This is a genomic window from Monoglobus pectinilyticus, assembly GCF_002874775.1.
GTDB classification, from domain to species: domain Bacteria; phylum Bacillota; class Clostridia; order Monoglobales; family Monoglobaceae; genus Monoglobus; species Monoglobus pectinilyticus.
This window is the reverse complement of sequence record NZ_CP020991.1, coordinates 2,243,766-2,269,570: the sequence shown is the minus strand read 5'-3', so window position 1 is coordinate 2,269,570 and position 25,805 is coordinate 2,243,766. Positions and strand designations below refer to the sequence as shown.

Sequence of the window (25,805 nt, the reverse complement as noted above, 5' to 3'; positions counted from 1 at the left end):
ATACAGGAGGAGATATAAATGGACTACACAACACAAATCACAGAAGCAAAAGAAAAATTCGGTCAGGTGCTCAGCGAGCAGCTGAACCGTGTTGAAAAGATGAAAGCTGAAAAAGATTTTCTTGATTTCAGCACACTTGATAAAATAGTAATCGGTGTTGTCGGAGGCGACGGTATCGGACCGGCTATTACAGAGCAGGCTGAAAGAATATTAAAGTTCTTGCTAAAAGACGAAACAGAAGCCGGAAAAGTAGAGTTTAAAGAAATTACCGGCTGTACTATAGAACACCGCGCCGAAGTTAACCAAGCGCTTCCGGATGATGTTTTGGAGGAATTAAAGCAGTGCCATGTTATTTTAAAGGGCCCCACAACAACACCAAGACAGGGTGACCCATGGCCGAATATCGAAAGTGCAAACGTTGCAATGCGCAAGGCTCTTGACTTATTCGCAAATGTGAGACCCGTGAAAGTTCCCGAAGAGGGAATAGACTGGACGTTCTACAGAGAAAATACTGAAGGCGGTTATGCTGTTGGTTCTAAGGGAGTAAACGTTACAGACGATTTAGCTATAGATTTTGTTGTTCAAACTCATGAAGGAACAGAAAGAATAGCACGCGCCGCTTTTGAATATGCTAAAAAAGCTGGCAAAACACGCGTTACTTGTGTTACCAAAGCAAACGTAATAAAGACTACAGACGGAAACTTCCTCAGCGTATGCAAAGAAGTGGCTAAGGATTATCCCGGAATCGAACTGGACGACTGGTATATTGATATCATGACAGCAAAACTTGTTGACCCTAAGAGAAGAACCCAGTTCCAGGTTTTGGTTCTGCCAAACCTTTACGGCGATATTCTTACTGATGAAGCCGCAGAGTTCCAGGGCGGAGTTGGAACTGCCGGAAGTGCTAATATCGGAAAACGCTATGCTATGTTTGAAGCTATTCACGGCAGCGCTCCAAGAATGGTTCAGGAAGGAAGAGACATATATGCAGACCCATGCAGTATCATAAGAGCTGCTGTTATGCTGCTTGAGCATATTGGTTATGCCGATAAAGCTAAGGCGCTTGAAAACGCTCTTGATGAGTGTATGTACACTGAAAAGAAGCTTCAGATAACCGGAAGAGATACCGGAGCAACTTCTGCAGAGTTTGCAGATTATGTAATGTCAAAATTATCATAATACTACGGCTTTTCTGACCAGCTTCACAAACCGAACTACTTTTGCACTGCCGCATTTGCGGCAGTGCACTTAAGGAGAATAAACAATGGATAAAAAAGTATCGGGTTCTGTCATCAACAGACTTCCTAGATATTACAGACATTTAACAGACCTTTGCAGCAGCGGAACCGAAAGAATATCTTCTAAAGAACTTAGCGAGAGAATGGGAGTTACAGCCTCTCAAATCAGGCAGGATCTCAACTGTTTCGGTGGGTTTGGTCAGCAGGGCTACGGCTATAACGTTGAGATGCTCAGGACTGAGATTGCCAATATACTTGGTCTCAATCGTGGTTATACCGCTGTTTTGGTCGGAGCCGGGCATATGGGAAGAACTTTTGCCACAAACACTAAATTTGAAAGCCGCGGCTTTAAACTTATAGGAATATTTGATTCAAGTCCTGAAGTTATAGGCACTGAAGTCAGCGACTTTACGGTTATGGATTATGCGGACATTAAAGAATTTATAGACGAAAATCATCCCAAAATGGCTATACTGACAGTTCCAAAGGAAGCTATGAAAGCTGTTGCTGAGGACTTAATAAGCATGGGAATAAAGGCATTTATGAATTTTTCATATACCGAACTTGCTGAAACAGAAGGAATAATAGTTGAAAACGTTCATTTAAGCGACAGTCTTATGAGGCTTTCATATAAGATTTCAGAATGTGAAAATAAAGAGAAACTTGACAAGGAGTAATACTATGAAGGTCTATGCACTTGTGGGAAAATCCGGAACCGGAAAATCACATCACAGTATGTGGGTCGCCCGGGAAAATAATATTGATTATATCATAGACGACGGCTTGCTGGTCTCGGATAATCAAATTATAGCCGGCAAAAGTGCAAAACGCGAACCAACTAAAGTTGCGTCTGTGCGAAGAGCAATTTTTAGTGATAAGATTCACCAGGATGAAGTGAAAAAGGCCATCACGGACTATAATATACAATCGCTTTTAATTATTGGTACAAGTGAGAGAATGGCGAATAAAATAGCTGACGCTATCGGAGTTTCTCCAATAGAAAAGTTTATTTATATTGAAGATGTATCAACTCCTGAAGAGATGAAAATTGCTAACGAAATGAGAACTAAACACGGAAAGCATGTGATTCCTGTTCCTACATTTGAAGTAAAAAAACAGTTTTCCGGATATTTTATAGACCCTATGGTTCAATTTTTTAATCGCAAAAACCATACTATAGTTGAAGAAAAAACCGTTATGCGCCCCACTTACAGCTATTTGGGAGATTACAAAATTTCTCATAAAGCGATTTTTGATATTTGTTCATATGAAACTTCCCGGTTTCCCAGCATGTATAAATTGCTTAAATTAAAAAGCAGCACTACTAAAGGAAACCGTCTCATACTCGACATTGAGCTGTCTTTAAGATATCCATGCAATGTTGTTGAAGAAGCGAGAAAAATTGCAGACACCGTTAAAGAATCTATTGAATATCACACTTCTATAACAGTAAAATATGTGAACATATATGTTAAAACCCTCCATGTATCAAGAATATATATTAAACAGATAGAGAGATTAAGAAATGATTTACTTAAAACAGGACTTTGATCCTATACATACGTTTGAATGCGGACAATGCTTCCGCTGGAACCAGTCAGACAACGGCTATATCGGCATTTGCGGCGGAAAGGTTTGCAGAGTGTCAAACGACACAATATACTGCCCTGATTCTGATAATGAATATTGGACAAATTATTTTTCCGCTGATACAGATTATTCTGAAATAAAAAAATATCTTGAAAGCCACGATGAAACTCTAAAAAAATGTATTGATTTCGGCGGCGGAATCAGAATTCTTCATCAAGATATTTGGGAAACTATAATATCATTTATAATTTCGGCAAATAATAATATCCCCAGGATAAAAAAAATACTTGAGACTATGTGCCGTGAATTCGGAGACAAGATTGATTTTAAATACAACAGTAAACTTGGTATTCCTGAGGGAGAGTATTATTCTTTCCCTGAACCTGAACGTTTAAACAGTCTGAGCATAGAAGATTTAGCTTGTCTCAGAGCCGGTTACCGTGATAAATATATCATGGACGCCGCAGAAAAAGTCTCGTCAGGCGAAGTTAACCTAAAAGATATTCCCGAAATGCCGACTGAACTTGCAAAAAAAGAACTGCTGAAAATAAAGGGTGTCGGCGGAAAGGTTGCCGACTGTATACTTTTGTTTTCAATGGGAAGATATGAACTGTTTCCCAAAGACGTCTGGATAAAACGTATTCTAAATCAGGTATATGGAGTTGAGGAAAAGGAAACTGACAGCTTTGTAACAGAAAAATACGGCAATTACGCCGGTTTTGCCCAACAATATATGTATTATTATTATCGTGAAAATGATATAGAAAAATAAAAAATTTATTATATTTGGAGGAAATTTTATGTTAGTTACAGGTAAGCAAATTTTGGATGACGCCCACAAGAACGGTTACGCAGTCGGTGCCTTTAACACTGTTAATATGGAAGTTGCCCAGGCTATTATAGAAGCCGCTGAAGAAGAGAAATCCCCGGTATTTATCCAAACAACATGCGGCGCTATTTCATATGCCGGATATGAGTATCTTTCAGCGGTAATAACAACAGCAGCAAACAAAGCCAGTGTTCCTGTAGCATTTCATCTTGACCACGGCGACAGCTTTAAAACTGTTATGAACTGTTTAAAAAATGGCTGGTCATCGGTTATGATAGACGGTTCTCATCTTTCGCTTGATGAAAATATTGTTCTCACTCAAAAAGTTGTTGAAGCCGCACATGATGTTGGCGTTTCTGTTGAAGCTGAGCTTGGACGTCTCGGCGGTATAGAAGATAATATCTCTGTTGATGAGAAGGATGCTATGTACACCGACCCGACAGAAGCAAGAAAGTTTGTTGACGAGACAAACGTTGACTATTTGGCCATTGCTATCGGAACAGCTCACGGAAAATATAAGGGTATACCAAAACTTGATTTCGACAGGCTTGACACAATAAAAAAAGACCTAAATATGCCTATCGTACTTCACGGAGCGTCAGGAGTAGATAACGACAGTATAAAGAAAGCTATATCTCTTGGAGTTAATAAAATTAATATCGACACAGAGTTAAGATGTGCATACACTGATAAAATCAGAGAGATATTTGCAGAAAAACCGGATTTGTTTGATTTGAGAAAATATATTGGACCTGCCAGAGAAAATGTAAAAGCTAAAGTAATTGAAAAAATACGTCTGTTTGGTTCAAACGGAAAAGCATAATATAATTATAAAATAACGCCGCGGTAGTTCAAATTACCGCGGCGTTATTTTGATTTAATAAAAATTTTTATATACAACTTATATCTTATAAATTCTTAGCGTAAGTAAAATAAATTTAAATGCAATCTTAGACTTTCATAAACTCATAATCTAAATAATTCTAATAATAAAAATATAAAATCTCAATAAATATTGTTAGAGCCAAACTAATATTGAATTAAACACACCGCAAATAAATTTAGTGTTTACAGCTCTTATTAATACTGTTTTTATTCACGTAATCTTTTTAACATTCTCTGCTGCTTGCATTAAACAAATCTTTAGCAAATATTTATACCAAATTAATTTGATAGTTATTTTCAAATAAAAACGTCAACTAATATACTTATATAAACACTTTTTATACTGCTATATCAAATCATACAATTAATTTTATTTTACCAATAGTTGCAATTATCAAGACATTATCAAGACATAAATATTTTAGACGTTGATATCATATTAAAAGCAAGATATTTAATGAAAAAACTTTATATTTTTTAATCTTATTTTTGCCGTTGCTTATTTTACAATCTATATAACTATTCTAATAAAGTCTTTTCCTGCAGCAGCATCTTTTCAAGCTCTTTTGCCGCAATGCTTAACGGACGTTCTGTGTTTTTAAGCAAACATATATCTCTCTTTGGTATCTTTTCCTGAAGTTTAAGCCCATATATTGCTCCCATTTCAATAGCAGGTTCCGCAAAAATATCCGGCAGAAAACCAAGCCCTAAATTATTCCTCACCATAGGCAGAATCTGGTCCGTAGTCGCCGCCTCCATATCCGGCAGAAAGACTAAACCGTGGCTCATAAAAAATCTGCTGAAAAACTCATTTGTTTTTGTTTCCTTACCGAGACAAATTAAAGGAAATTTTGTTAAGTCTTTTAATTGAAGAACTTTGTTCTGCAAATGGGAAAAATCCTTTCCGCACACTAATATTTCTCTGAACGTTGTAAGCCTATACTCATGAAGAGGGTTTGAAACATCCGTCGGCGTTGTTACAACCGCCAAGTCCACTCTTCCGTTTCGCAGAGCTGACATAGCCTGAGGCGTTGAATGGTTTGACAAACGTATCCTGATTCCCGGATACTTTGAGCGGAACTTATTCAGCACAGAAAGCAGCAAGCCATGAAGCGCCGTTTCACTAACCCCTACAGTAACAGTACCGCTCTGAAGGCTCTTATCGCGCGACAACTCCTCCTCTCCTGCACGCAACTGTTCAACCGCCACAGATACATGAGCAAATAATTTCTCTCCCTCAGGCGTAAGCGTGGCTCCACGATTAGACCTGACAAATAAAGTGCAGCCCAATTCGTTCTCAAGCTTTTTTATAGAGCGGGTTATATTAGGCTGGTTATTCAAAAGTATATTTGCCGCCTGAGTAAAGTTTCCATATTTCGCCACATAATAGAATATACGGTAATAATCATAGTTAATATTCATTTTATTTCCTCCATATATGCACCTAATTATACAAAATTGATATAATAATAATATCAATAATACATTTTACATATTTATACTTTTATATTATATTTATTAAATGTCATAAGTCAAGAAAATAATACAATAAAATATAAAAAAGGTGGAATTTCAAGTGTCATATTTAGATTTAAGCACTGAAGACTTAAAAAAAGAGTTATCAAAACTAAAATCAGAAATGGAAGAAATCAAAGCATTAGAACTGAATTTAGATTTATCCAGAGGAAAGCCGGATAAGGAACAGCTAAATTTATCAATGGAAATGCTGAACACGGTAAACTCTAAAAGTATTCTAGACGCTGAAAGCGGTATGGACTGCCGTAATTACGGGGGGCTGGACGGAATCCCGGAAGCAAAACAGCTTATGGCTGATATGATGGGAACACGCCCTGAAAACGTTATAGTAGGCGGAAACAGCAGTCTTACACTCATGTATGATATTATAAGCCACGCCATGACAGATGGGCTTCTTGGAGAGAAACCATGGTGTCAGGTTGAGGACAGAAAATTTTTGTGCCCCGCTCCCGGATATGACCGTCATTTTGCTATTACAGAGCATTTTGGAATGAAACTTATCCCTGTTCCTATGAATGAAAATGGTCCTGATATGGATGTTGTCGAAGAACTTGTGTCATCTGATGACACAATAAAAGGAATATGGTGCGTGCCAAAATACGAAAACCCTATGGGCATAGTTTTTAGTGACGAAACCATACAAAGGTTTGCGAACCTAAAACCTCTAGCAAAGGACTTTAGAATCTTTTGGGATAACGCTTACTGCGTACACTCAATATATCAAAATGAAGAAACCGATATTCCTGACATTATCAGTGAATGCGAAAAAGCCGGAAATCCTGATATGGTTTACGAATTCTGCTCCACAAGCAAAATAACATTTCCGGGTTCAGGAATATCAGCTGTTGCCTCCAGTCCTGCCAACCTCATTGATATAAAAGGATTTTTAAAGTATGCAACCATCGGTCCTGATAAGATAAACCAGTTAAGACATGTCCGCTACTTCAAAAATATAGCCGGAATAAAAGCTCATATGGCAAAACACGCTGATATACTGCGCCCCAAATTTGAAGCAGTAGACAAAATCTTAAACGATGAACTTAACGGGCTCGGTATAGCTGAATGGACAAAACCAAACGGCGGATATTTCATCTCGTTCAACACCTTAAAGGGATGCGCATCCGACACAGTTACACTTTGCAGTAAAATGGGCGTGGCATTTACTCCGGCAGGAGCTACATATCCTTACGGAAACGACCCTGAAGACCAAAATATCCGTATAGCTCCTACATTTGCAAACATGAAAGATATAAAACTGGCAACAAAAATATTTGCCCTGTCAGTAAAAATTGTTACACTTGAAAAGTTAATAAATAAAGCTGCTTAAAAGAATAATTCCATCATTAAAATCCAGGCAAATGTCTGAAACCATTATAAACGCTGTCTTTCTAACACTCTCAGAGATTCAAGACACAAATACTTACTGTTGGAAGTATTTGCCAATGCACAGATTGGAAATATTGTGCTGATGAGTTCATACATATTTCAGGGAAAGTTATATAACGCAGTGCGCTGCTCAATTCCGGTATTGGCGTTTATCACCGGAATATATCTAGCACAAGTAATACACCGCCATTTTAAATATATGAAAAGAATTCATTGGAGACAGCTAATTATAGCTGCGGAAATAAGCTTACTTTTAACCGTAGGATTTATTCCGAACTCACTTGATATTTTGGCAAATTCATTAGTATAATTCGTCTGTGCTATACAGGTTTATACGTTCTGAAAAATTGAAGGTCCTCCTTAGCGAGCACAATGTATATAGAAAATATAAGAAGTGCAATGGAATCACTTTACACATTTTTATATACAAAAGAAAAAAACGTTCTACTATTTTTGCGTGTTACTGACTTTTGCCGCAGGCGCCGGTCTTGGCGGTATGCTTACTAAAATATATGGAATACATGCAATCTGGTTTTCATGTCTTCTTCTGATTATCAGCTTTTGTATTATGTTTATTAAAGAAGAAGTTGAAAAAATATAAATAAAGCTTTAATTACGCCCTATATTATTTTAGGGCGTTTCTGTTATCCAAATAACTGAAGTAAAAATTGTTTTAATATTTCTGAAATAAATAAACTCTATAACTTGTTGCCAAAGACAATTTAAATACTATGCACATATAACTGAACAGCCCTAAACTAACTATATAAAAAGACTTTTTTCAGTGTGAGACACAATTTTTCTATTATAAAATAAGTAATATTTTTTATTTCATATATTTTAATTATAGTATTAATTTGTTTTTAATGATAATAAATATTTACAAAATTCTACAATTGGTATATAATGTGAATATATAAGTACGTACTTTGGGAGGGGTTTTGCTTGTATAATCCAAATTATAATGAACAGGGTCCGGGACATGGCAAGTCAAACACTGGTTTAATCGTAACAGTTTCGTTATTATCAGTTATTTTAGTTTTTGCCCTTATTTTTATCCTTTTATTTTCAACCGGGATAATATCATTTAATTCTTTTAACGCTAAACCAACTGAAACAGCAGCGGCTACGGCTACGCCTGCTCCGCCCGCACCGCCGACAGCTCCGCCTCAGGTAATAGTTGTTCAGCAGCCGGAAGCGCCGCCTGTAAACAATTATTATAATACCTACTCATACAATCAGGAACCGGCCGCTTCCGTTGATACCAATGCTGCTGAAAACTTTATTGAAGGCGCTCTTGTTTCATTTGTTAACGGCATCAATACAGGGGATACTTCATATATTGATGTATATTTCTCAAGTTCTGCTGCTGACCAGGAACTCAAAAGCCATAAACAAATCCGTCAATCCGTAGAAAGCGAAGAAATACTTTCATTAAATTGCTACGGCGGAGAAAAAATATCCGACACTGCGGCAACCGTTATACGAAGTTCAACTATCAGAGTAGTATATAAAGACGGCTCAGTCAAAGATATAAGTGAAAAGTACAAATATACTGTAAGTTTCAGCGATGGAAAAATGAAAATAACCGGACTTGAAGAACTATAGGTACTGTTGTTTACAATAAAATAATTATACCTGCAGAAATACATCTTTATTTTTCAGCATTTCTTTGCAATCATCATATAATAGCAAACAATAAGAGATAAAATTTATTCAACATAAATTATTTGACATTTTCTTCTATAATATGTTAGAATAGTTCTTACACTTTAAGAATAGAGGTAAAGTAATGTCAAAAAACAAAACAAAAATTATCAACACTGAAGTTGACACACTTGACTCCGTAAAGGAGAATAAAATGGGTACAATGCCCGTTAACAAACTGCTTATAAGTATGTCGCTTCCCATAATTATTTCCATGCTGGTTCAAGCTCTTTACAATATTGTTGACAGCATCTTTGTTGCCCAAATCAACGAGAATGCCCTCACAGCAGTATCCCTTGCATACCCTGTCCAGAACCTTATGATAGCAATAGCCAGCGGTACCGGAGTCGGGGTAAACTCTTTCGTTTCAAAATGTCTGGGCGCAAAAGATTACAAATTCGCGAATAAAGCTGCTAACATAAGTATCTTTCTTGCAATCATGAACTGGCTGGTACTGCTACTATTTGGTTCAACGCTATCACATTGGTTTTTCAGAATCCAGACAGACAATGCCCAAATTATACAATACGGATATGAATATCTCTCAATTGTCTGTATTTTCTCATTTGGTATATTCGGGCAGATAATGGGTGAAAGACTGCTGCAGTCCACAGGTAAAACAATTTATACTATGTTTACTCAAGGTATTGGCGCAATAATTAACATAATATTTGACCCTATATTCATCTTTGGTCTTTTAGGATTCCCGAAAATGGGTGTAAGCGGCGCGGCTCTTGCAACGGTGCTTGGTCAAATCGTAGCTATGCTGCTGGCAGTGATTTGTAATGCAAAAGTAAACAAAGAATTAAAGTTTAACCTGAAAAAAATACTTCCTCAAAAGAACATTGTGGCAAACATTTATAAAGTCGGTCTGCCATCCATACTTATGATAGCCATATCATCAATAATGACCTTTGGTATGAATAAAATACTTATTGGATTTACCGCAACAGCAACAGCAGTTTTCGGCGTATATTTTAAACTCAACAGTTTCATTTTCATGCCGATATTTGGTCTTAACAACGGAATGGTTCCAATAATCGCATATAATTATGGAGCTCAAAAACATTCAAGAATTATAAAGACGATGAAACTCAGCATAACATACGCTGTATCAATTATGATTTTTGGTTTGCTGATTTTTCAGTTCTTCCCCACACAGCTGCTTGGAATGTTCAACGCCTCGTCAGATATGATTGCAATAGGTGTTCCGGCTCTCAGAATAATAAGTATCAGTTTTATAGCAGCTGGATTTTGTATAGTAACCTTATCAATCCTTCAGGCTCTCGGCCAGGGAATATATTCGCTCGTAACATCTATTTCACGACAGTTGATTATTCTTTTGCCGGTCGCGTTTATACTATCAAAGTTTGGAAATCTAGACCTTGTATGGTGGTCGATACCGATAGCTGAAATAGCTTCTGTTATTCTATGTATAGTCTTTGTTAGGCGCACCTTTTCAAAGCTTAATATTCCTTTATCAGAAAAATAAAATATATTTTTGAGGCAGACAATAGTTGTCTGCCTCCTTTTTTGTATAAATTTAGTTATATAAAATATCACTCTATAAAAAATATTTTTTCCAAAGCAGACACTCTTTATAAATCACTGATTGTTTATCAAAATAATAAAATCTGTTAACGAAATAAATTAGTTCTATAAAAAGTTTAAGATATTGAAACAGACAACATTATGTAACTATTATTATCTGAATTCTATTTATAGCTGTAAATAAAAATCAAGACTATTTCTGCATGGAAATCAATTATAATTTATATACTATGCGTTTTTTTAAAGCCAGCATTCAAGCTTGCCATATACGATTGTTAAAAATTATACAAAAATACTAATATATACCTAGTTTAAAACAGTAATATCAGTCAAATTTATATTACGGTTTTTATTGAATTTAATTTTTAAATAGGCTATAATAGTAAGCAAAGCGTTTATGATAACATGCGGTTATTTTAGTCTAATAATCTAGCTGCGGTTAAAAACAAAAGAAAGGGTTTGATTCAGTGGTCAGACTTCAAAAATATCTCGCTGACTGCGGCGTTGCATCCCGCAGAGGCAGTGAAGAAATCATTCGTTCCGGAAGAGTCCGTGTGAATGGAGAAACTGTTACCGAAATGGGCGTTAAGATTGATGAAGACAACGATTTGGTAATGGTTGACGATATACCTGTTAGAATTGAAAAAAAACTGGTTTATATTATGCTTAATAAACCGGCCGGATTTGTCACTACAGTAAGTGATGACAAGGGCAGGGACACAGTTATGGATTTGGTCACTGATATACCAATCAGGCTTTATCCTGTCGGCAGGCTGGACTATGATACAGAAGGTCTTCTTCTACTCACAAACGACGGTGAGCTTACTTACAATATAACTCATCCTAAAAACAATATTCCAAAAACTTATGTTGCCGAAGTCACCGGTAATATTAATATGGAAACCTTAACAAGACTGAGAAACGGAGTAGTGATTGACGGGATACGAACAAGCCCTGCAAAAGTTGAAGTTATAGGAGCCACCCAGCTCGGAACTAAACTTGAAATAACTATACATGAGGGAAGAAACCGCCAGGTGAGAAAGATGTTCGAATCGGTTGGCTGTATAGTAAAACGTCTGAAACGCACCAAAGAGGCAGGCCTTAATTTGGGTCATTTACCTTTGGGAAGATGGAGAAAGCTTTCCGAATCTGAAGTAAATATGCTGAAAAAAATCGGAACAGGGAAAAAATCATCCAAAGAAAACAGTGAGAGTATCTACGGTAAAGACGCAGCTGAAAAACACAAGAGAAACTCAAAACCAAAAAGCAGAACCGGTGCCAAAAAGAAACCTCACTATAGCGGAAATGGTATCCAAAGAAGCAAAAATAACAGCACTAAAAAGTCTGGAAACAGACATCATTAAAGTTTTTATAATAGAAAAATAATTAATTTTAACATATGTGATTTAAATCACTAAACAATTTAAACACAAGGAGGTAATACAATTGGAAAAAATAGAAGAGCTGCAGCAGATTCGCCGTACTATAGAACAAGGCGGAGGCGCTGACAAAATTAAAAAGCAGCATGAAAGCGGCAAAAAAACTGCCCGCGAAAGACTTGCAATGCTTTTTGATGAAGGAAGCTTTGTTGAAATTGACGCTTTTGTTAAACACAGATGCAACGAATTCAATATGCCAAAGACAGAAGCCCCCGGTGAAGGCGTTGTTACCGGATACGGAACCGTGGACGGCAGATTGGTCTACGCATACGCTCAGGACTTTACGGTTATCGGTGGTTCTCTGGGTGAAATGCAGGCAGCAAAAATTTGCAAAGTTATGGACATGGCAACAAAAATGGGTGCTCCTATCATCGGAATTAACGATTCCGGCGGCGCAAGAATTCAGGAAGGTATTGACGCTTTAAAAGGTTTTGGAGATATCTTCTTCAGAAACACACAGACGTCAGGCGTAGTTCCTCAGATTTCAATAGTTTTGGGTCCATGCGCCGGAGGCGCTGTTTATTCGCCGGCTATCTGTGATTTTATTTTTATGGTTGATAAGACTTCACAGATGTTTATAACCGGACCTTCAGTTGTTAAATCGGTTACAGGCGAAGACGTTTCGTTTGAAGAATTAGGCGGAGCTCAAACGCACGCCGTAAAAAGCGGTGTTGCCAGCAAGGCATTCGCAACTGAGGAAGACTGTTTCGAACAGGTTAAACTTCTTCTTTCATTTCTTCCTTCAAACAATCTTGAAACAGCTCCGATTTATGACTGTGAAGACGATTTAAACAGACTTTCTGACAAACTTTCAGAAATCGTTCCGGTTGACGTCAACAAGGGTTATGATATGAGAGATGTAATAAAAGAAATCGTAGATGACGGCGAATTCTTTGAAATGTTTGATAAGTTTGCCAAAAACATAGTTACAGGATTTGCTAGAATGAATGGTTCTACCATTGGTATTATAGCAAATCAGCCTAAATTTATGGCCGGTTCGCTAGACTGTGATTCATCTGATAAGGGTGCAAGATTTGTCCGTTTCTGTGACTGTTTTAACATTCCTCTTGTTACTTTCACAGATGTACCGGGATATTTACCGGGAGTTAATCAGGAACACAACGGTGTTATAAGACATGGTGCAAAACTATTATTTGCCTTCTCTGAAGCTACCGTTCCAAAAATTAATGTAATAGTCAGAAAAGCTTATGGCGGAGCATATATTGCTATGAACAGCAAGCATTTGGGCGCTGACATGGTATTTGCATGGCCAACAGCTGAAATTGCTGTAATGGGTCCGTCAGGCGCAGCTAATATTATATTTAAAAGAGATATTAAAAATGCAGAAGACCCTGTTCTCGCAAGACAGGAAAAAATTCAAGAGTATACCGAAAAATTTGCTAACCCTTATGTAGCTGCAAGCCGCGGTTATGTGGACGATGTTATAGAGCCGGACTCAACCCGTCCGAGAATTATAAGCGCTCTTGAAATGCTCGCAAGCAAGAGAGATACAAGACCTGCCAAAAAGCATGGTAATATTCCTCTGTAATAGATGTTAAACATAAATATGAAAGGAGAATAAAGCTATGACAATAGGCGCAGCACTATCTGAAGGTCTGCAGGTCACAATTGTTGGACTTGCTATCGTGTTTGCAGTTCTAGTCATTCTTATGTTTGTTTTAATGGGTATGAAAACACTATTTTACAATGATAATTCAAAAAAAGAACAAAATACACCCTCAAACAGTAACAAGACACTGCCTCAGGCTGCCAACGCGACTGCAAAATCAGCCCCTGAGATGGACGAGGGCGAATTGATAGCTGTTTTGACTGCCGCTATAGCTGCAAGTCTTAACACATCAAGTTATAATCTAAATATAAAATCATACAGAAGAGTTGGCAACGCTCTGCCAAGCTGGAGCAAGGCCGGCCTGACCGACGTAATCAATTCAAGATTTTAAACTCAATACCAGGAGGTAAAGTATAATGAGAAAGTTTAATATAAGTGTTAATGGGAATTCATATGAGGTAGAGGTTGAAGAAATCGGCGGCGCTCCTGCTCCGGTTCAAAAGTCTGCCGCTCCTGCTCCAAAGCCGGCAGCAGCTCCAAAAGCAGCTCCGCAGGCTTCAGCAGCCTCAGCCCCTGTTTCGGGCGCAACAACTGTTGAAGCACCGATGCCGGGAAGCATTGTATCTGTAAAAGTTAAAAACGGTGACACAGTAAATGAGGGCGATGTGCTTTGCGTACTCGAGGCTATGAAAATGGAAAATGAAATTATGGCGCCAAAATCTGGTAAAATAGTTGCTGTCTGCACCAGCCAAGGCGCTTCCGTTAATACAGGAGATGCCCTTGTTTCTATTGGTTAATTTATTATCCAACCGAAACATAACCAAAATATATTGATGAAAGGGTGATTTTTTGTTACAGGCTTTTTCAAGCTTTTTAGGAAGCACCGGTATAGCAGCGCTGATAAACTCAATATCTGAGACTATCTCATCAGGCGGAAATATTCTTGAAGTTATAGGAACTCCGCTTATGATAGTTATCGCATGCGTTCTGCTGTATCTGGCTATAGTGAAAAAATTTGAGCCTCTGCTGCTATTGCCTATAGCATTTGGTGTTCTGCTAACAAATATGCCTATGTTCCAAAATTCAGGCGCTATATTAATGCACAATGAATTTTTTACAGACCCGGCGTATTTGATAGACGGTCATTTGGATATACAAAGGATTTTTGCTGAAGGCGGTCTATTGGACTTGCTCTATTTGGGAGTTAAATTGGGAATCTATCCTCCTCTTATCTTCCTTGGAATAGGTATAATGACTGACTTCGGACCGCTTATTGCTAACCCTAAGAGCATTCTTTTGGGTGCGGCAGCACAGTTCGGCGTATTTATAACTTTTCTTGGCGCTCTCGCATTGGGCGCAGCTATTCCGGCAATCGGATTCGGAGTTGAACAAGCAGCTTCAATTGGAATTATCGGCGGAGCCGATGGTCCAACCGCTATATACGTTACTAAAACACTGGCGCCTGAATTGCTGCCGGCAATAGCCATAGCCGCTTATTCTTATATGGCTCTTATCCCGGTTATTCAGCCGCCTATAATGAAGGGACTTACTACTAAAAAAGAGCGTTCTATCGTTATGGAACAGCTTCGTCCGGTCAGCAAGAGAGAAAGAATCTTGTTCCCTATCATTGTTACAATAGTCGTGGCCTTAATCGTGCCTGACGCTGTAGCGCTTGTAGGTATGCTAATGCTTGGCAATTTGATAAAAGAAAGCGGAGTTGCTGATAGATTAGCAAAGACCGCTCAAAATGGTTTAATGAATGTTATAACAATATTCCTGGGTCTCACAGTAGGCGCAACCGCAAAGGCAGAAACATTCCTTACACCTGCCACACTAGGTATAGTTGCGCTTGGTCTTATTGCATTCTGTTTCAGTACTGCCGGCGGTTTGCTGCTAGGCAAACTTATGTGCAAACTGACCCACGGAAAAGTAAATCCGCTTATCGGTTCAGCCGGAGTATCAGCAGTTCCGATGGCAGCCCGTGTATCACAGGTAGTCGGACAGGAGGAAAACCCCTCAAACTTCCTGCTCATGCACGCTATGGGTCCGAATGTTGCCGGAGTTATCGGTTCTGCCGTTGCGGCAGGCGTATTCCTCGCTATGTTCGCTCATTAATCTTAAAATAATTATAGGAGGAAAATATTATGGCTAAAGTAGGAATTACAGAAACCATATGTCGTGATGCGCATCAGTCTCTCATAGCAACTCGTATGACAACTGAAGAGATGCTGCCAGCATTGCCTCTAATGGATAAAGTCGGTTATCATTCTCTGGAAGTTTGGGGAGGCGCCACATTTGACGCTTGTCTCCGTTTCCTTAATGAAGACCCCTGGGAGAGGCTCAGAAAAATAAGAAAAGCCGCTCCAAAGACAAAACTTCAAATGTTGTTCAGAGGTCAAAACGTTCTTGGTTACAGACATTATGCCGACGACGTAGTTGAATATTTTGTACAGAAATCTATAGCTAACGGAATTGATATAATCAGAATTTTTGACGCCTTAAACGATGTTAGAAATCTTCAAACAGCTATTAATGCTACTAAAAAAGAAAAAGGTCACGTTCAGGCGGCTATATCATATACTATAAGCCCAGTACACAATAATGATTTCTTTGTAAAGTTGGCAAAAGAATATGAGAGCTGCGGCGCCGATTCTATCTGCATAAAAGATATGGCCGGTCTTTTGACTCCATACAATGCTTTTGAACTTGTAAAGAAACTGAAAAAAGCTGTCAAAATTCCGATACAGCTTCATACACACTATACCAGCGGTGTTGCTTCAATGACATATCTTAAGGCTATCGAAGCTGGTGTTGATATTGTAGACACGGCATTGTCGCCTATGGCTCTGGGAACATCTCAGCCGCCTACAGAACCATTGGTTGCAACACTTCAAGGAACAGAGTACGATACAGGAATCGACCTTAACTTGCTCACTGAAATTGCTGAATACTTTAAACCTTTAAGAGAAAAGTATTTGGCTTCCGGTCTTATGAGCACAAAGGTTTTAGGCGTTGATATTAACACATTAAAATACCAGGTTCCGGGCGGAATGCTGTCAAATCTAGTTTCTCAGCTGAAGCAGCAAGGAAAAGAAGACAAACTTGACGAGGTATTAAAAGAGGTTCCTGAAGTACGTAAAGATTTAGGCTATCCTCCTCTTGTTACCCCCACAAGCCAAATAGTAGGCACCCAGGCGGTATTAAACGTGCTCATGGGAGAACGCTATAAGATGGTAACCAAAGAGACAAAGGGAATTTGTAAAGGTGAATACGGCAGAACTCCTGTTCCGATTGACGATGAATTCAGAAAGAAGATAATAGGAAATGAAAAGGCAATTACCTGCCGTCCTGCTGACCTAATAAAGCCTGAGCTTGAGAAACTCAAAAAAGAATGTGCAGAATGGACAGAACAGCCGGAAGATGTACTTTCATATGCACTGTTTGACCAAGTTGCAGTCAAATTCTTTGAACAGAGAAAAGCTGAAAAATATAAAATTGACAAAGACTTAGTCAATTATGATGATATGACTCATCCAGCGTAAAAGTTTATATTAAAAGAATGCCATTTGGCAGTCCTTAATAAGACAGTATAACAAAAGGTGAGTATCACTTTGATTTGTGGTACTCACCCTTGAATTTATAGAGTAATTTTTTCAACCTCCGTCAGCGGTTTCATTCCTTTTAAACTATCCCATAAAAATACTTTTATATATTTTTCGCCACTATGCTTTGGCAAGGTCATTTCACAGCCGCCCTCGCCCGCAGAAATGCCGGAATTTGACATTTCAAGCAACTGTCCGCCGCTGTCGTAGGACGCGACAATGTATTCTGCGTCGCAGGTAAGATTTGTTATTTCCGTGTGAAATCTACGATAGCTGTCGTTGTCGGTGTAGGTAGTGAAAGTAGTTGGAGATTGATACGGTTCTGTTACCCTAATATAGATGCCCGGACTACAATCATATCCTATATTATTATACCCCTCAATTATACAGCAATACAGTCCTGTTTGTGTAAATGTATAAGAAATACTGCCGGAATCCTGATAGGTTCGTATGCTATTATACCGCGTGCCGTCGGCATAATCTATTCCTATATGCTTTACTGTTGCACCGATAATTGCATATTTAAAAGTAACCGTATCACCTATATTTATATTGGTTTCATCTACGCTGATAGTCATATCTATTGGCTTGCTGTCTACCACTTTTACATAAACACCAGGACTGCAATTATATACGTCTGTATTATATCCCTCTACAATGCAACAATATAATCCCGGTTTAGTAAAAGTATGAGAAACTGATCCTGAAGTTTGATCAAGTGATTGAGAAAAATATCTTGAACCTCCTGCATAGTCTATGCCTAATCCTCTGTAAGATGTGGCGTTATTTATATAATAATCAAATGTAACTGTATCACCAACACCTATTGAAGTGTAATTGGCTGAAATGCTTGCCGTTATTTCTTTTGCTTTAACAGTAATATAAACACCCCCGCAACAATTATATCCATACTCATTTGAACCTTCAGTGATAACACAATAAGTACCAGGTAAAGTAAATGTGTACGAAACTGTTCCTGATGAATTACTCAGAGGAATTGAATAATATCTACTGCCGCCAGCCCAATCTATTCCGACATATCTAGAATTAGCATTGCTTATTGTATACGTAAATGTAACAGTATCACCTACTTCAATAGATGTTTTATTTGCTTTTATTGTTATATTGCTTGGTGCTTCGCCTGAAGGTCGAGGGGCATTGGGGTTAATAAAAGCTTTCGGGTCTGTAGAGGTTACAGGGGTATTTACTCCTTGACTCCAATCAAGATTTAATATTGTCAAAGCGTTGTTTGGCGAATATTTGTGTACCTCAAAATGCAAATGTGCATTATAAGTATATTCTCCGCCTGAACCTGAACCGCCAACATAACCTATGACTTGTCCTTGCATTACTCTCACATTATCGTTTATAGCATAATCTGACATATGCTGATATACAGAATAATAACCATCTTCATGGTCGATTACAACACAACGGCCTCTATCGTTTGCAAAAGGATTGTTTGTGTTAGCAATTCTGGCGATTCCGCTTCTTGAAGCGATTACTTGAGAACCGCGTGTGCCCGGAATATCAACACCCCTGTGAAATCTTGTTACTCCATTATATGTTCTCATACCATAACCGCTGGAATAACTTAATGCACTTGGGCAAGGCCACCACCAACTTTCGCCTGCTGATACAGCAAGGTTTGGCAGAACAGAGATAAATAACATTATGCACATAATCCAACCCACTAATTTCCTTTTCATTTTCATTACCTCCGTAAAATAATATAGTTTTGTTTCGCAGCATTTTTCGCATTAAAAAAGCGCAGCCGAAGCTATGCCAAATATAAAAACGTATCTTCAATAAATACTGCGAAAAACTTCAATTACATATAAGCAATAGGTAATGAAAATCTAAGCATACGTTTTTACCAAAACGTATACCTATCTCTTATATATAACTTCAATGTTTACATTGAATTATTTCGCATTTCTACTTTATCACATTACAGCGTAAATTGCAAATATTTATTTTGCAAGCATAACAAAAGTGTACTCAATTTTGTATAAAGCAAAAAAGCAGAAAATGTAAAAATCACATTTTCTGCTTTTTGAGTACCAATCTAATACTGTTTTTACGTACACTCTTTAACGGCATTCTTTTGTTTTTACTAATTATGTATGCAAATAATTAGATGTTATAATTATATAAAATTTCTAAATATTAAACTTAAATATTTAGAAATTTTCATATTTATGAATTTATAATTGCTTATATAATTATATTAATATAGATTATATAGAAGAACTCTTTTATATTTTGGATACTTGATATTGAAATAAATAATATTATTATAATTATATAATACAAAAACTTTTGTAAATTAAAAAATACTGAGAAATATTATAAAATCGTTGTTTATTGCATTAGTTTTCATATATAATAATATATCCATTATTATATGTTTATTTACAACTTATCAACTTGCTGTTTTCTTTTTCCTTAGCTTTCCTATATTTTAATCCATAATCTATCATTTACAACGTCTCAATTTGCTGTACGCTTATTTACAACCAATTAATTATCATAATATAATGCAATTGTATCTGCGAACTTCGGTAGGCTTGCGGAGCAAGCTCGTAAGGTTCGCCGTCGTCTGACCGCTATAAGCGGTCAAAATAATATTAACAAAATTAATGATTGTATTTTGTAGGATATTTGAATATTTAAATAAATAGATATGTTATAATGCTAATTTATGTCTATCATAGGTGTCTTTTTGTATTATCCGAACAATCTGGAGCTGTTCAATTTTATTTATTAATTTATTTTTTAAGTATAATAATGACATAAATAGAATACTATAAATAGTTAAATTCTTCTTGACCGCTTGCAGCGGTCAGACGACGGCGAACCTTACGTGCTTGCTCCGCAAGCCTACCGAAGTTCGCAAACATATTTGTATTATATTATGATAATTATAAGATAGCTACAGAAAAGTTTTATTTTATATTATTTTAGTATTTTAAGTTAATAAATATTCTGTATTGACACAACTTATATTCTTTTATATTTTTATTACAAATCATTATTATCCATCATATTGTTTTCGTTATTTACATAGAATAACATACTTCTACACTATTTGTATAAATTTTTATTTTTAAAACAATATTTTTATTATTATCTTAAATATTATCTTTTTATTTAAAAAATACAAGTTATAAAAAAGTTGTTACAGGTCAAAATACTATTGTGGCATAATTCTTAAAATTTTATTATGCGGTTTTGGAGGAAATTTTATGAAAAAAAGGCTTATAACATCATTAATTTTGACCTGCGCTTTTGTTTTAACTGCAAAAACCTATGTTCCTATACTGGCCATATCAGGTGAAAGCCCACAAAGCACCGGTATTATCTCAACTTCAAATATAATACGTTAAGGAATGATTTTATATGGCAAAGTATATTATAAACGGTCCCTGTGAAAATTTTGGAGGAAATGTAAAAATAAGCGGCTCTAAAAATTCTGCTCTTCCGATTATGGCAGCGGCACTTCTTTCCGAAGAAGAATCAGTTTTAGATAACGTCCCTCATCTTTCTGATACTGATGTAATGGCAGAAATTATAAAAGGTCTGGGCTGTGATATTTATAGAGACAAGCACGGTTCAATGAGAATCTCAGCAAATATCACAAAACCTAAAAGATTGCGTGATTATTCACTATTTTCAAAGCTCAGAGCGTCAGTCCTTGTTATGTCACCATGCTTAGCAAGATTCGGAAATGTTCGTATACCACTTCCTGGAGGCTGTAAAATAGGAGCCCGTCCTATAGACCTTCACTTAAAAGGTTTTGCCGCAATGGGTGCAAAAATCAAGCAGGGTCATGGATTTGTTGAAGCGTCCGCAAAAAATGGTCTGGTTGGAACAAGAATATATTTGGATTTTCCCAGTGTCGGAGCAACCGAAAACCTTATGATAGCAGCGTGCCTAGCCAATGGCACAACCACTATAGAAAACGCTGCCAACGAACCTGAAATAATTGATTTAGCTGATTTCCTATGCGGAATGGGCGGCTCAGTCACAGGGGCCGGAAGTGACACAATAATAATAAAAGGCACGACAAGAATGCACAAAAATAATCATAAGATTATTCCCGATAGAATAGAGGCCGGAACTTTTATCATCTGTGCCGCCGGATTAGGCAGTGGAATTAAAACAGAGAATATTGAACCTCTGCATTTAAAACCACTATTGGCTAAATTAACAGAAATGGGATTCATGTTTGAAACCGGTCTTGATTTTATAGACTTAAAACCCTGCCAAAAGCCCAAATCTGTAGATATCAAAACTCTCCCATATCCCGGATTTCCTACAGATTTGCAGGCTCAGACCATGTCACTGCTGTCTACAAGTGATGGCAACGGAATGGTCGTTGAAACCATTTTTGAAAACAGATTTGCCCATATTCCTGAACTTTGCCGTATGGGAGCCAAAATTAAAACAGAGGGCAACGCCGCTTTTATTGAAGGCGTAAAACGTCTCAGCGGAGCGGAAGTCAAAGCAACCGATTTAAGAGCCGGCGCCGCGTTAGTTGCTGCGGCGCTAAAAGCCGATGGAACAAGTAAAATTCATGATATTGAACACATTGAACGCGGTTATGAAAACTTTGTTGAAAAGCTTAAAAATCTTGGTGTTGATATAAAAAAAGAATGAATGTTTATTTTAATATTACAAGCTGTGGCTCTATGTGAACCACAGCTTGTAATAAATTATATAACAAAAATAATTTTGAGTTGACATAAATAATTACATAATAAATAAAATTTGCTTATATTATAATAATTAAATACAATATAGTTATTATTTTTCCGCGGCTGCGCGCCTAACGCGGCGGACTTTGTCCGCATTGAGTATACATATTAATGACATCGCAAGTTATGGCAAAACAAGTTAATATATATAACACGCACTTTTAAGAAAAATGTGGTCACACCTACCGATGCTTGCAATACAATCATTTAAATATACTTATTTTATATTTTTTATAAGACATATCTTACAACTCGTATAATAAAGTAGTAGTTAATATTGTTCCATTCTAAGGATATATACTATAACGTTATTAGATACTGTGGATTAGTTTCTGCAATCCTGTAATAAAACTTCTTTAAGTTTATAAAAATATTTTATTGTATTATTTAGCTAACTTATTCTTTATAAAATATTTCTATTTTAGTTCTAATTAAAGTTTCAAGTTTCAAAAATATTGTTTTAGATATATAGGATTAGAAAATAAAATTATTAAAGATTTTATAAATATAACGGATATACCTTAAAAGTTAACTAAACGTTTACAATATAGAATTTGACTTTTATCGCATTTTCTGTTATACTGATGGACAATAAAAATTATTATGGGTTATGTTCGCCCGGAAGGATGATTATTTTTGGACACGTTGCCCCCTACGCAATCGTTATGGGTGATTCTTTTGATTTTGTTTGGTTTAAGTATGTTTTTTACTTTAATCGAACAGTCAACAATTGTAGTAAATGATGCAAAACTTAAAAAACTAGCAGACAGCGGAAACAAAAAAGCCATACGGCTTTCAAAATTTCTCGATGGAAACTCAGGGGATTTTGTAGCGTCTATTCAATTTATAAACAGCTTACTACTGCTCTCAATAGGCGGATGTGCAATATATATGTATTTGATTCCGCTGGTTTCGTACTTTACCGAGCTTAATATAAATATCATTGCTGCTTGTATATTGAGTTTTGTAATTATTTCTTTCATTACAACTTTAGTATATTTAATATTTGGAATTTTTGTTCCAAAAGGTTTGGCCGGAAAATACTCTGAAAGTATTTCTGTAGCCTTAACTCCCATTTCAATCTTTGTAACATATTTGAGTATACCATTTGTATGGATTCCTCGAATTATATCAAAAATTATTTTGAAAATCTTTGGTATTCGGCCAGACGAAAACGATGATGACGTCACCGAGGAAGAAATCAGAATGATGGTTGATATCGGGTCAGAAAGCGGCGCCATTGATGACGATGAAAAAGAAATGATACATAATATTTTTGAAATGGACGACAAACCTGTTGAAGACATAATGACTCACAGAACCGACGCAGTTATCTTGTGGATAAATGACGGTCCTGATAAGTGGGAAGAAATTATAAATGAAACAAACCATACAAGATATCCAGTATGCGGCAATGCTATAGATGATATCATTGGAGTTCTGAACAGCCGTGATTTTTACAAATTCTTACTTAAAGACAGGAATGGAAATCTTAGAGATATTTTAAGAGAGCCATATTTTGTTCCTGAGTCTATAAAAGCTGACGAAATGTTTTCTCAAATGCAGGATAAAAATGCTCACTTCGCTATTGTTCTTGATGAATACGGCGGTTTTAGAGGCATAGTTACACAAGAAGACTTGATTGAGGAAATAGTCGGTGAACTGTACAGCGAATACGATCAGCCTGAGGAGGAACAAGAAATTGTTAAACTTCCCGGCGAAGACGACAGCTGGCTTATTCAGGGCTGCGCAGAAATTGAAGACGTTGAAGAAGAACTTGGTATAGATATTCCTGACGAAGAATATAACACCTTTGCCGGATTAATATTAGATGAGCTTGGAACAGTCCCCGCAGATGGAGAAATGCCTGAGCTGTCTTTCGGGTCTATGAAAATAAACGTAACCAAAGTCGCTGACCACAGAATTGAAGAAGCTGTTGTTACTTTGGTTGAACCCGATACTGAAAACAGTTCTGAAAGCGATGAAATAAACGAACCGTCTGACGATAAAAATCACGATGACAATTAATCACACTCTATATAAGTGAGGTGCGTCATGATAAAATATAAATTAAAATTTATTTCAACTATTCTCGTATTATGTATATTAACATCTGTTTCTGCTACAGCATTTGCCGAAATATTCCCACAATTTGAACAGACAAACTATTATGATTCTTCTACATATGCTGATGTTTACGATGACGATTGGTATTATTACTATGTAGGCTTTGCTTATGAATACGGAATAATGACCGGAACCGGCGATAATATGTTTACACCCGACGGAAACATTACACTGGCAGAGGCAATAACAGTAGCTTCAAGACTCAATGCTAAATACTACGGCAATACAATTAACAAATTAAACTCTGGCGGAAGCGTTGCCTCACTTGATAACAACAATATCAAATATTCATATCCTATAAGCGGAAACGGCAATTTTCAAATAAATGACAGCGATTCTATGACGCAAACCCCAAAAACCGGAGTTTATATAAATACAAACGGTGTAGGCTCCGTTAACCGACAGGCAAATATGACTTGGTTCATGCCATATCTTGAGTATGCGGTTAACCAAGGGATAATAGAACCAAATCAATTCAGCGGAAGATACTTAAACCCCGCATCAAGAGAACAGTTAGCTTACTTGTTATTTAAAGCTCTGCCTGACTGTTATCAAAAAATTAATGAAATATCTCCCATACCTGATGTCAGAGAGTCAAATCCATATTATCAAGAGATATTAAAACTTTATGAATCAGGAGTTGTAACCGGTAGTGATGAATATGGAACGTTTTATCCAGCTTCAGATATTTTACGTTCTGAAGCCGCAGCAATGGTATCACGTATAATCAACACAGACTTAAGAATTTCATTTTCTCTTAATCAGGATAAACCTTATCAATCGTTGTCGTATTCATGGAACTATCCTTTCTATGGAGAAACTTTCAGACTGGATGTAAGTATTTCATATTATGACTATAACTATTTTGTTTCAAAACCAAGAACTAATAATTACTCTGCATATGCTCAGGATGAGGCTGACGAGACGGCTGTTTATACTCTTGCTGAAACTCTCAGAGATATGGCGGTAAACAATGGATTCGCCTCCTCTTATGATATAGCCGGATTTATATCAGCTTTTGTTCAAAGCTTGGAATATCAAGATGATTTAACCTACAAAGGAGTTATAGAATACCCTAAATACCCGATAGAAACACTATTCGACCAAGGCGGTGACTGCGAAGACAGTGCGGTGCTTTTGGCTAAAATGCTGAAACTCCTAGGTTATGGTGCAGTTCTCCTAGTGAGTGAAGACCATATGGCTGTAGGTTTACAGACTTCAAGCAACGGTAATTTGTCCTTAGATGGAATTCAATACTATTATATCGAAACTACTGAACCCGGCTGGAGAATTGGGGATGTTCCCAATGATATGGTCGGAGTTGGTATGTCAGTTTTATATATTTAACTATAATTCAAATATAATAATACTATTTTTAAAAAAAGACCATGTATTTTTCTATACATGGTTCTTTTAATTATATTCTTCTCAAATAAGTCACGATATTTCCATTTATTTTCTTTAACACAAAAATTTTACTAAATTTCCTAAAGAAATACTATCACTAATATATGCAATATTACGAGTTGTATTTTGTCGTATAAGATGATATATTATAGTCGGTGGAAGTTGAGTTAAATTAAAT

19 protein-coding genes and 2 pseudogenes are annotated in these 25,805 nt (G+C 36.7%); 19 read left to right on the top strand and 2 right to left on the bottom strand.

Translation table 11 applies throughout. The features are described from left to right. Window positions 1–18 precede the first annotated feature (18 nt). The 5 genes from B9O19_RS09540 (at window position 19) to B9O19_RS09520 (ending at window position 4,480) form a co-directional block, all read left to right on the top strand. Window positions 19–1,179, top strand: a complete 1,161-nt coding sequence (locus B9O19_RS09540) for an isocitrate/isopropylmalate family dehydrogenase (protein ID WP_102366197.1) — start codon at window positions 19–21, stop codon at window positions 1,177–1,179. A gap of 85 nt (window positions 1,180–1,264) precedes the next feature. Beyond that, entirely contained in the window at window positions 1,265–1,915 is a 651-nt protein-coding gene (locus B9O19_RS09535) for a redox-sensing transcriptional repressor Rex (protein ID WP_102366196.1), read from the top strand. A 4-nt stretch (window positions 1,916–1,919) separates the two neighbouring features. After that, window positions 1,920–2,789, top strand: coding sequence for an Asp23/Gls24 family envelope stress response protein (locus tag B9O19_RS09530; protein ID WP_158648977.1), 870 nt, complete (start codon window positions 1,920–1,922; stop codon window positions 2,787–2,789). Then, window positions 2,764–3,600 carry a DNA-3-methyladenine glycosylase family protein gene (locus B9O19_RS09525; protein WP_102366195.1) on the top strand — a complete coding sequence of 279 codons (837 nt, stop codon included), beginning with the start codon at window positions 2,764–2,766 and terminating at the stop codon, window positions 3,598–3,600. Before B9O19_RS09530 ends, B9O19_RS09525 begins: the two co-directional genes overlap by 26 nt. A 28-nt stretch (window positions 3,601–3,628) precedes the next feature. Continuing rightward, on the top strand, window positions 3,629–4,480 hold the full coding sequence (locus tag B9O19_RS09520; protein WP_102366194.1) for a class II fructose-1,6-bisphosphate aldolase: 852 nt from the start codon (window positions 3,629–3,631) through the stop codon (window positions 4,478–4,480). Window positions 4,481–5,061: 581 nt separating this feature from the next. Here B9O19_RS09520 and B9O19_RS09515 read toward each other — a convergent pair. Then, on the bottom strand, window positions 5,062–5,964 hold the full coding sequence (locus B9O19_RS09515) for a LysR family transcriptional regulator (RefSeq protein WP_102366193.1): 903 nt from the start codon (window positions 5,962–5,964) through the stop codon (window positions 5,062–5,064). A gap of 154 nt (window positions 5,965–6,118) precedes the next feature. On the opposite strand from B9O19_RS09515, the gene B9O19_RS09510 reads away from it, so the two are divergent. From B9O19_RS09510 to B9O19_RS09465, 10 genes and pseudogenes are all read left to right on the top strand, one after another. After that, the gene (locus tag B9O19_RS09510) at window positions 6,119–7,405 is read left to right on the top strand and encodes an aminotransferase class I/II-fold pyridoxal phosphate-dependent enzyme (protein WP_102366192.1); all 1,287 of its coding nucleotides are present in this window, start codon (window positions 6,119–6,121) and stop codon (window positions 7,403–7,405) included. Window positions 7,406–7,546: 141 nt separating this feature from the next. Next, window positions 7,547–8,065 (top strand): annotated as a pseudogene (locus B9O19_RS12300) (YoaK family protein). Window positions 8,066–8,409: 344 nt separating this feature from the next. After that, window positions 8,410–9,072 (top strand): TcaA NTF2-like domain-containing protein, encoded by a 663-nt coding sequence (locus tag B9O19_RS09500; protein WP_102366191.1) that lies wholly within the window; start codon window positions 8,410–8,412, stop codon window positions 9,070–9,072. Window positions 9,073–9,256: 184 nt separating this feature from the next. Beyond that, window positions 9,257–10,663, top strand: a complete 1,407-nt coding sequence (locus B9O19_RS09495) for an MATE family efflux transporter (protein WP_102366190.1) — start codon at window positions 9,257–9,259, stop codon at window positions 10,661–10,663. Between the two features lie 526 nt (window positions 10,664–11,189). Next, window positions 11,190–11,897: pseudogene (locus B9O19_RS09490) on the top strand (pseudouridine synthase); the annotation flags it as partial. Between the two features lie 265 nt (window positions 11,898–12,162). After that, window positions 12,163–13,710, top strand: coding sequence for an acyl-CoA carboxylase subunit beta (locus B9O19_RS09485; RefSeq protein ID WP_207655149.1), 1,548 nt, complete (start codon window positions 12,163–12,165; stop codon window positions 13,708–13,710). 37 nt (window positions 13,711–13,747) lie between these two features. Next, entirely contained in the window at window positions 13,748–14,122 is a 375-nt protein-coding gene (locus B9O19_RS09480; RefSeq protein ID WP_102366187.1) for an OadG family protein, read from the top strand. 25 nt (window positions 14,123–14,147) lie between these two features. Further along, complete coding sequence (locus B9O19_RS09475; protein WP_102366186.1) at window positions 14,148–14,528, top strand: biotin/lipoyl-containing protein; 381 nt, start codon at window positions 14,148–14,150, stop codon at window positions 14,526–14,528. Window positions 14,529–14,697: 169 nt separating this feature from the next. Continuing rightward, on the top strand, window positions 14,698–15,846 hold the full coding sequence (locus tag B9O19_RS09470; protein WP_102366658.1) for a sodium ion-translocating decarboxylase subunit beta: 1,149 nt from the start codon (window positions 14,698–14,700) through the stop codon (window positions 15,844–15,846). A 29-nt stretch (window positions 15,847–15,875) separates the two neighbouring features. Then, the gene (locus tag B9O19_RS09465; protein WP_102366185.1) at window positions 15,876–17,273 is read left to right on the top strand and encodes an oxaloacetate decarboxylase subunit alpha; all 1,398 of its coding nucleotides are present in this window, start codon (window positions 15,876–15,878) and stop codon (window positions 17,271–17,273) included. Window positions 17,274–17,368: 95 nt separating this feature from the next. Here the strand turns inward: B9O19_RS09465 and B9O19_RS09460 are convergent, their stop codons facing one another. Beyond that, on the bottom strand, window positions 17,369–19,042 hold the full coding sequence (locus B9O19_RS09460; RefSeq protein ID WP_158648976.1) for a M23 family metallopeptidase: 1,674 nt from the start codon (window positions 19,040–19,042) through the stop codon (window positions 17,369–17,371). A 1,539-nt stretch (window positions 19,043–20,581) separates the two neighbouring features. Between B9O19_RS09460 and B9O19_RS11750 the strand changes: the two genes are divergently transcribed. The 4 genes from B9O19_RS11750 to B9O19_RS09445 all read left to right on the top strand — a co-directional run bounded on the left by B9O19_RS11750 (window position 20,582) and on the right by B9O19_RS09445 (window position 25,567). After that, window positions 20,582–20,722 carry a hypothetical protein gene (locus B9O19_RS11750; RefSeq protein ID WP_158648975.1) on the top strand — a complete coding sequence of 47 codons (141 nt, stop codon included), beginning with the start codon at window positions 20,582–20,584 and terminating at the stop codon, window positions 20,720–20,722. Between the two features lie 13 nt (window positions 20,723–20,735). Next, a complete protein-coding gene (murA, locus tag B9O19_RS09455; RefSeq protein WP_102366183.1) occupies window positions 20,736–21,995 on the top strand; it encodes a UDP-N-acetylglucosamine 1-carboxyvinyltransferase in 1,260 nt (419 codons plus the stop codon). Window positions 21,996–22,729: 734 nt separating this feature from the next. Further along, window positions 22,730–24,121, top strand: coding sequence for a hemolysin family protein (locus tag B9O19_RS09450; RefSeq protein ID WP_102366182.1), 1,392 nt, complete (start codon window positions 22,730–22,732; stop codon window positions 24,119–24,121). Window positions 24,122–24,148: 27 nt separating this feature from the next. After that, window positions 24,149–25,567: an S-layer homology domain-containing protein gene (locus B9O19_RS09445; RefSeq protein ID WP_102366181.1), complete on the top strand. Its 1,419-nt coding sequence runs from the start codon at window positions 24,149–24,151 to the stop codon at window positions 25,565–25,567. Window positions 25,568–25,805: the final 238 nt, after the last annotated feature.

Bases quoted from the DNA above. Each gene is read 5' to 3' on its own strand.
- B9O19_RS09535 (WP_102366196.1), top strand. From the start codon at position 1,265: ATGGATAAAAAAGTATCGGGTTCTGTCATCAACAGACTTCCTAGATAT.
- B9O19_RS09445 (WP_102366181.1), top strand. From the start codon at position 24,149: ATGATAAAATATAAATTAAAATTTATTTCAACTATTCTCGTATTATGT.
- B9O19_RS09460 (WP_158648976.1), bottom strand. From the start codon at position 19,042: ATGAAAAGGAAATTAGTGGGTTGGATTATGTGCATAATGTTATTTATC.
- B9O19_RS09495 (WP_102366190.1), top strand. From the start codon at position 9,257: ATGTCAAAAAACAAAACAAAAATTATCAACACTGAAGTTGACACACTT.
- B9O19_RS09525 (WP_102366195.1), top strand. From the start codon at position 2,764: ATGATTTACTTAAAACAGGACTTTGATCCTATACATACGTTTGAATGC.
- murA (WP_102366183.1), top strand. From the start codon at position 20,736: ATGGCAAAGTATATTATAAACGGTCCCTGTGAAAATTTTGGAGGAAAT.
- B9O19_RS09465 (WP_102366185.1), top strand. From the start codon at position 15,876: ATGGCTAAAGTAGGAATTACAGAAACCATATGTCGTGATGCGCATCAG.
- B9O19_RS09540 (WP_102366197.1), top strand. From the start codon at position 19: ATGGACTACACAACACAAATCACAGAAGCAAAAGAAAAATTCGGTCAG.
- B9O19_RS09475 (WP_102366186.1), top strand. From the start codon at position 14,148: ATGAGAAAGTTTAATATAAGTGTTAATGGGAATTCATATGAGGTAGAG.
- B9O19_RS09480 (WP_102366187.1), top strand. From the start codon at position 13,748: ATGACAATAGGCGCAGCACTATCTGAAGGTCTGCAGGTCACAATTGTT.
- B9O19_RS11750 (WP_158648975.1), top strand. From the start codon at position 20,582: ATGAAAAAAAGGCTTATAACATCATTAATTTTGACCTGCGCTTTTGTT.
- B9O19_RS09515 (WP_102366193.1), bottom strand. From the start codon at position 5,964: ATGAATATTAACTATGATTATTACCGTATATTCTATTATGTGGCGAAA.
- B9O19_RS09470 (WP_102366658.1), top strand. From the start codon at position 14,698: ATGATAGTTATCGCATGCGTTCTGCTGTATCTGGCTATAGTGAAAAAA.
- B9O19_RS09530 (WP_158648977.1), top strand. From the start codon at position 1,920: ATGAAGGTCTATGCACTTGTGGGAAAATCCGGAACCGGAAAATCACAT.
- B9O19_RS09520 (WP_102366194.1), top strand. From the start codon at position 3,629: ATGTTAGTTACAGGTAAGCAAATTTTGGATGACGCCCACAAGAACGGT.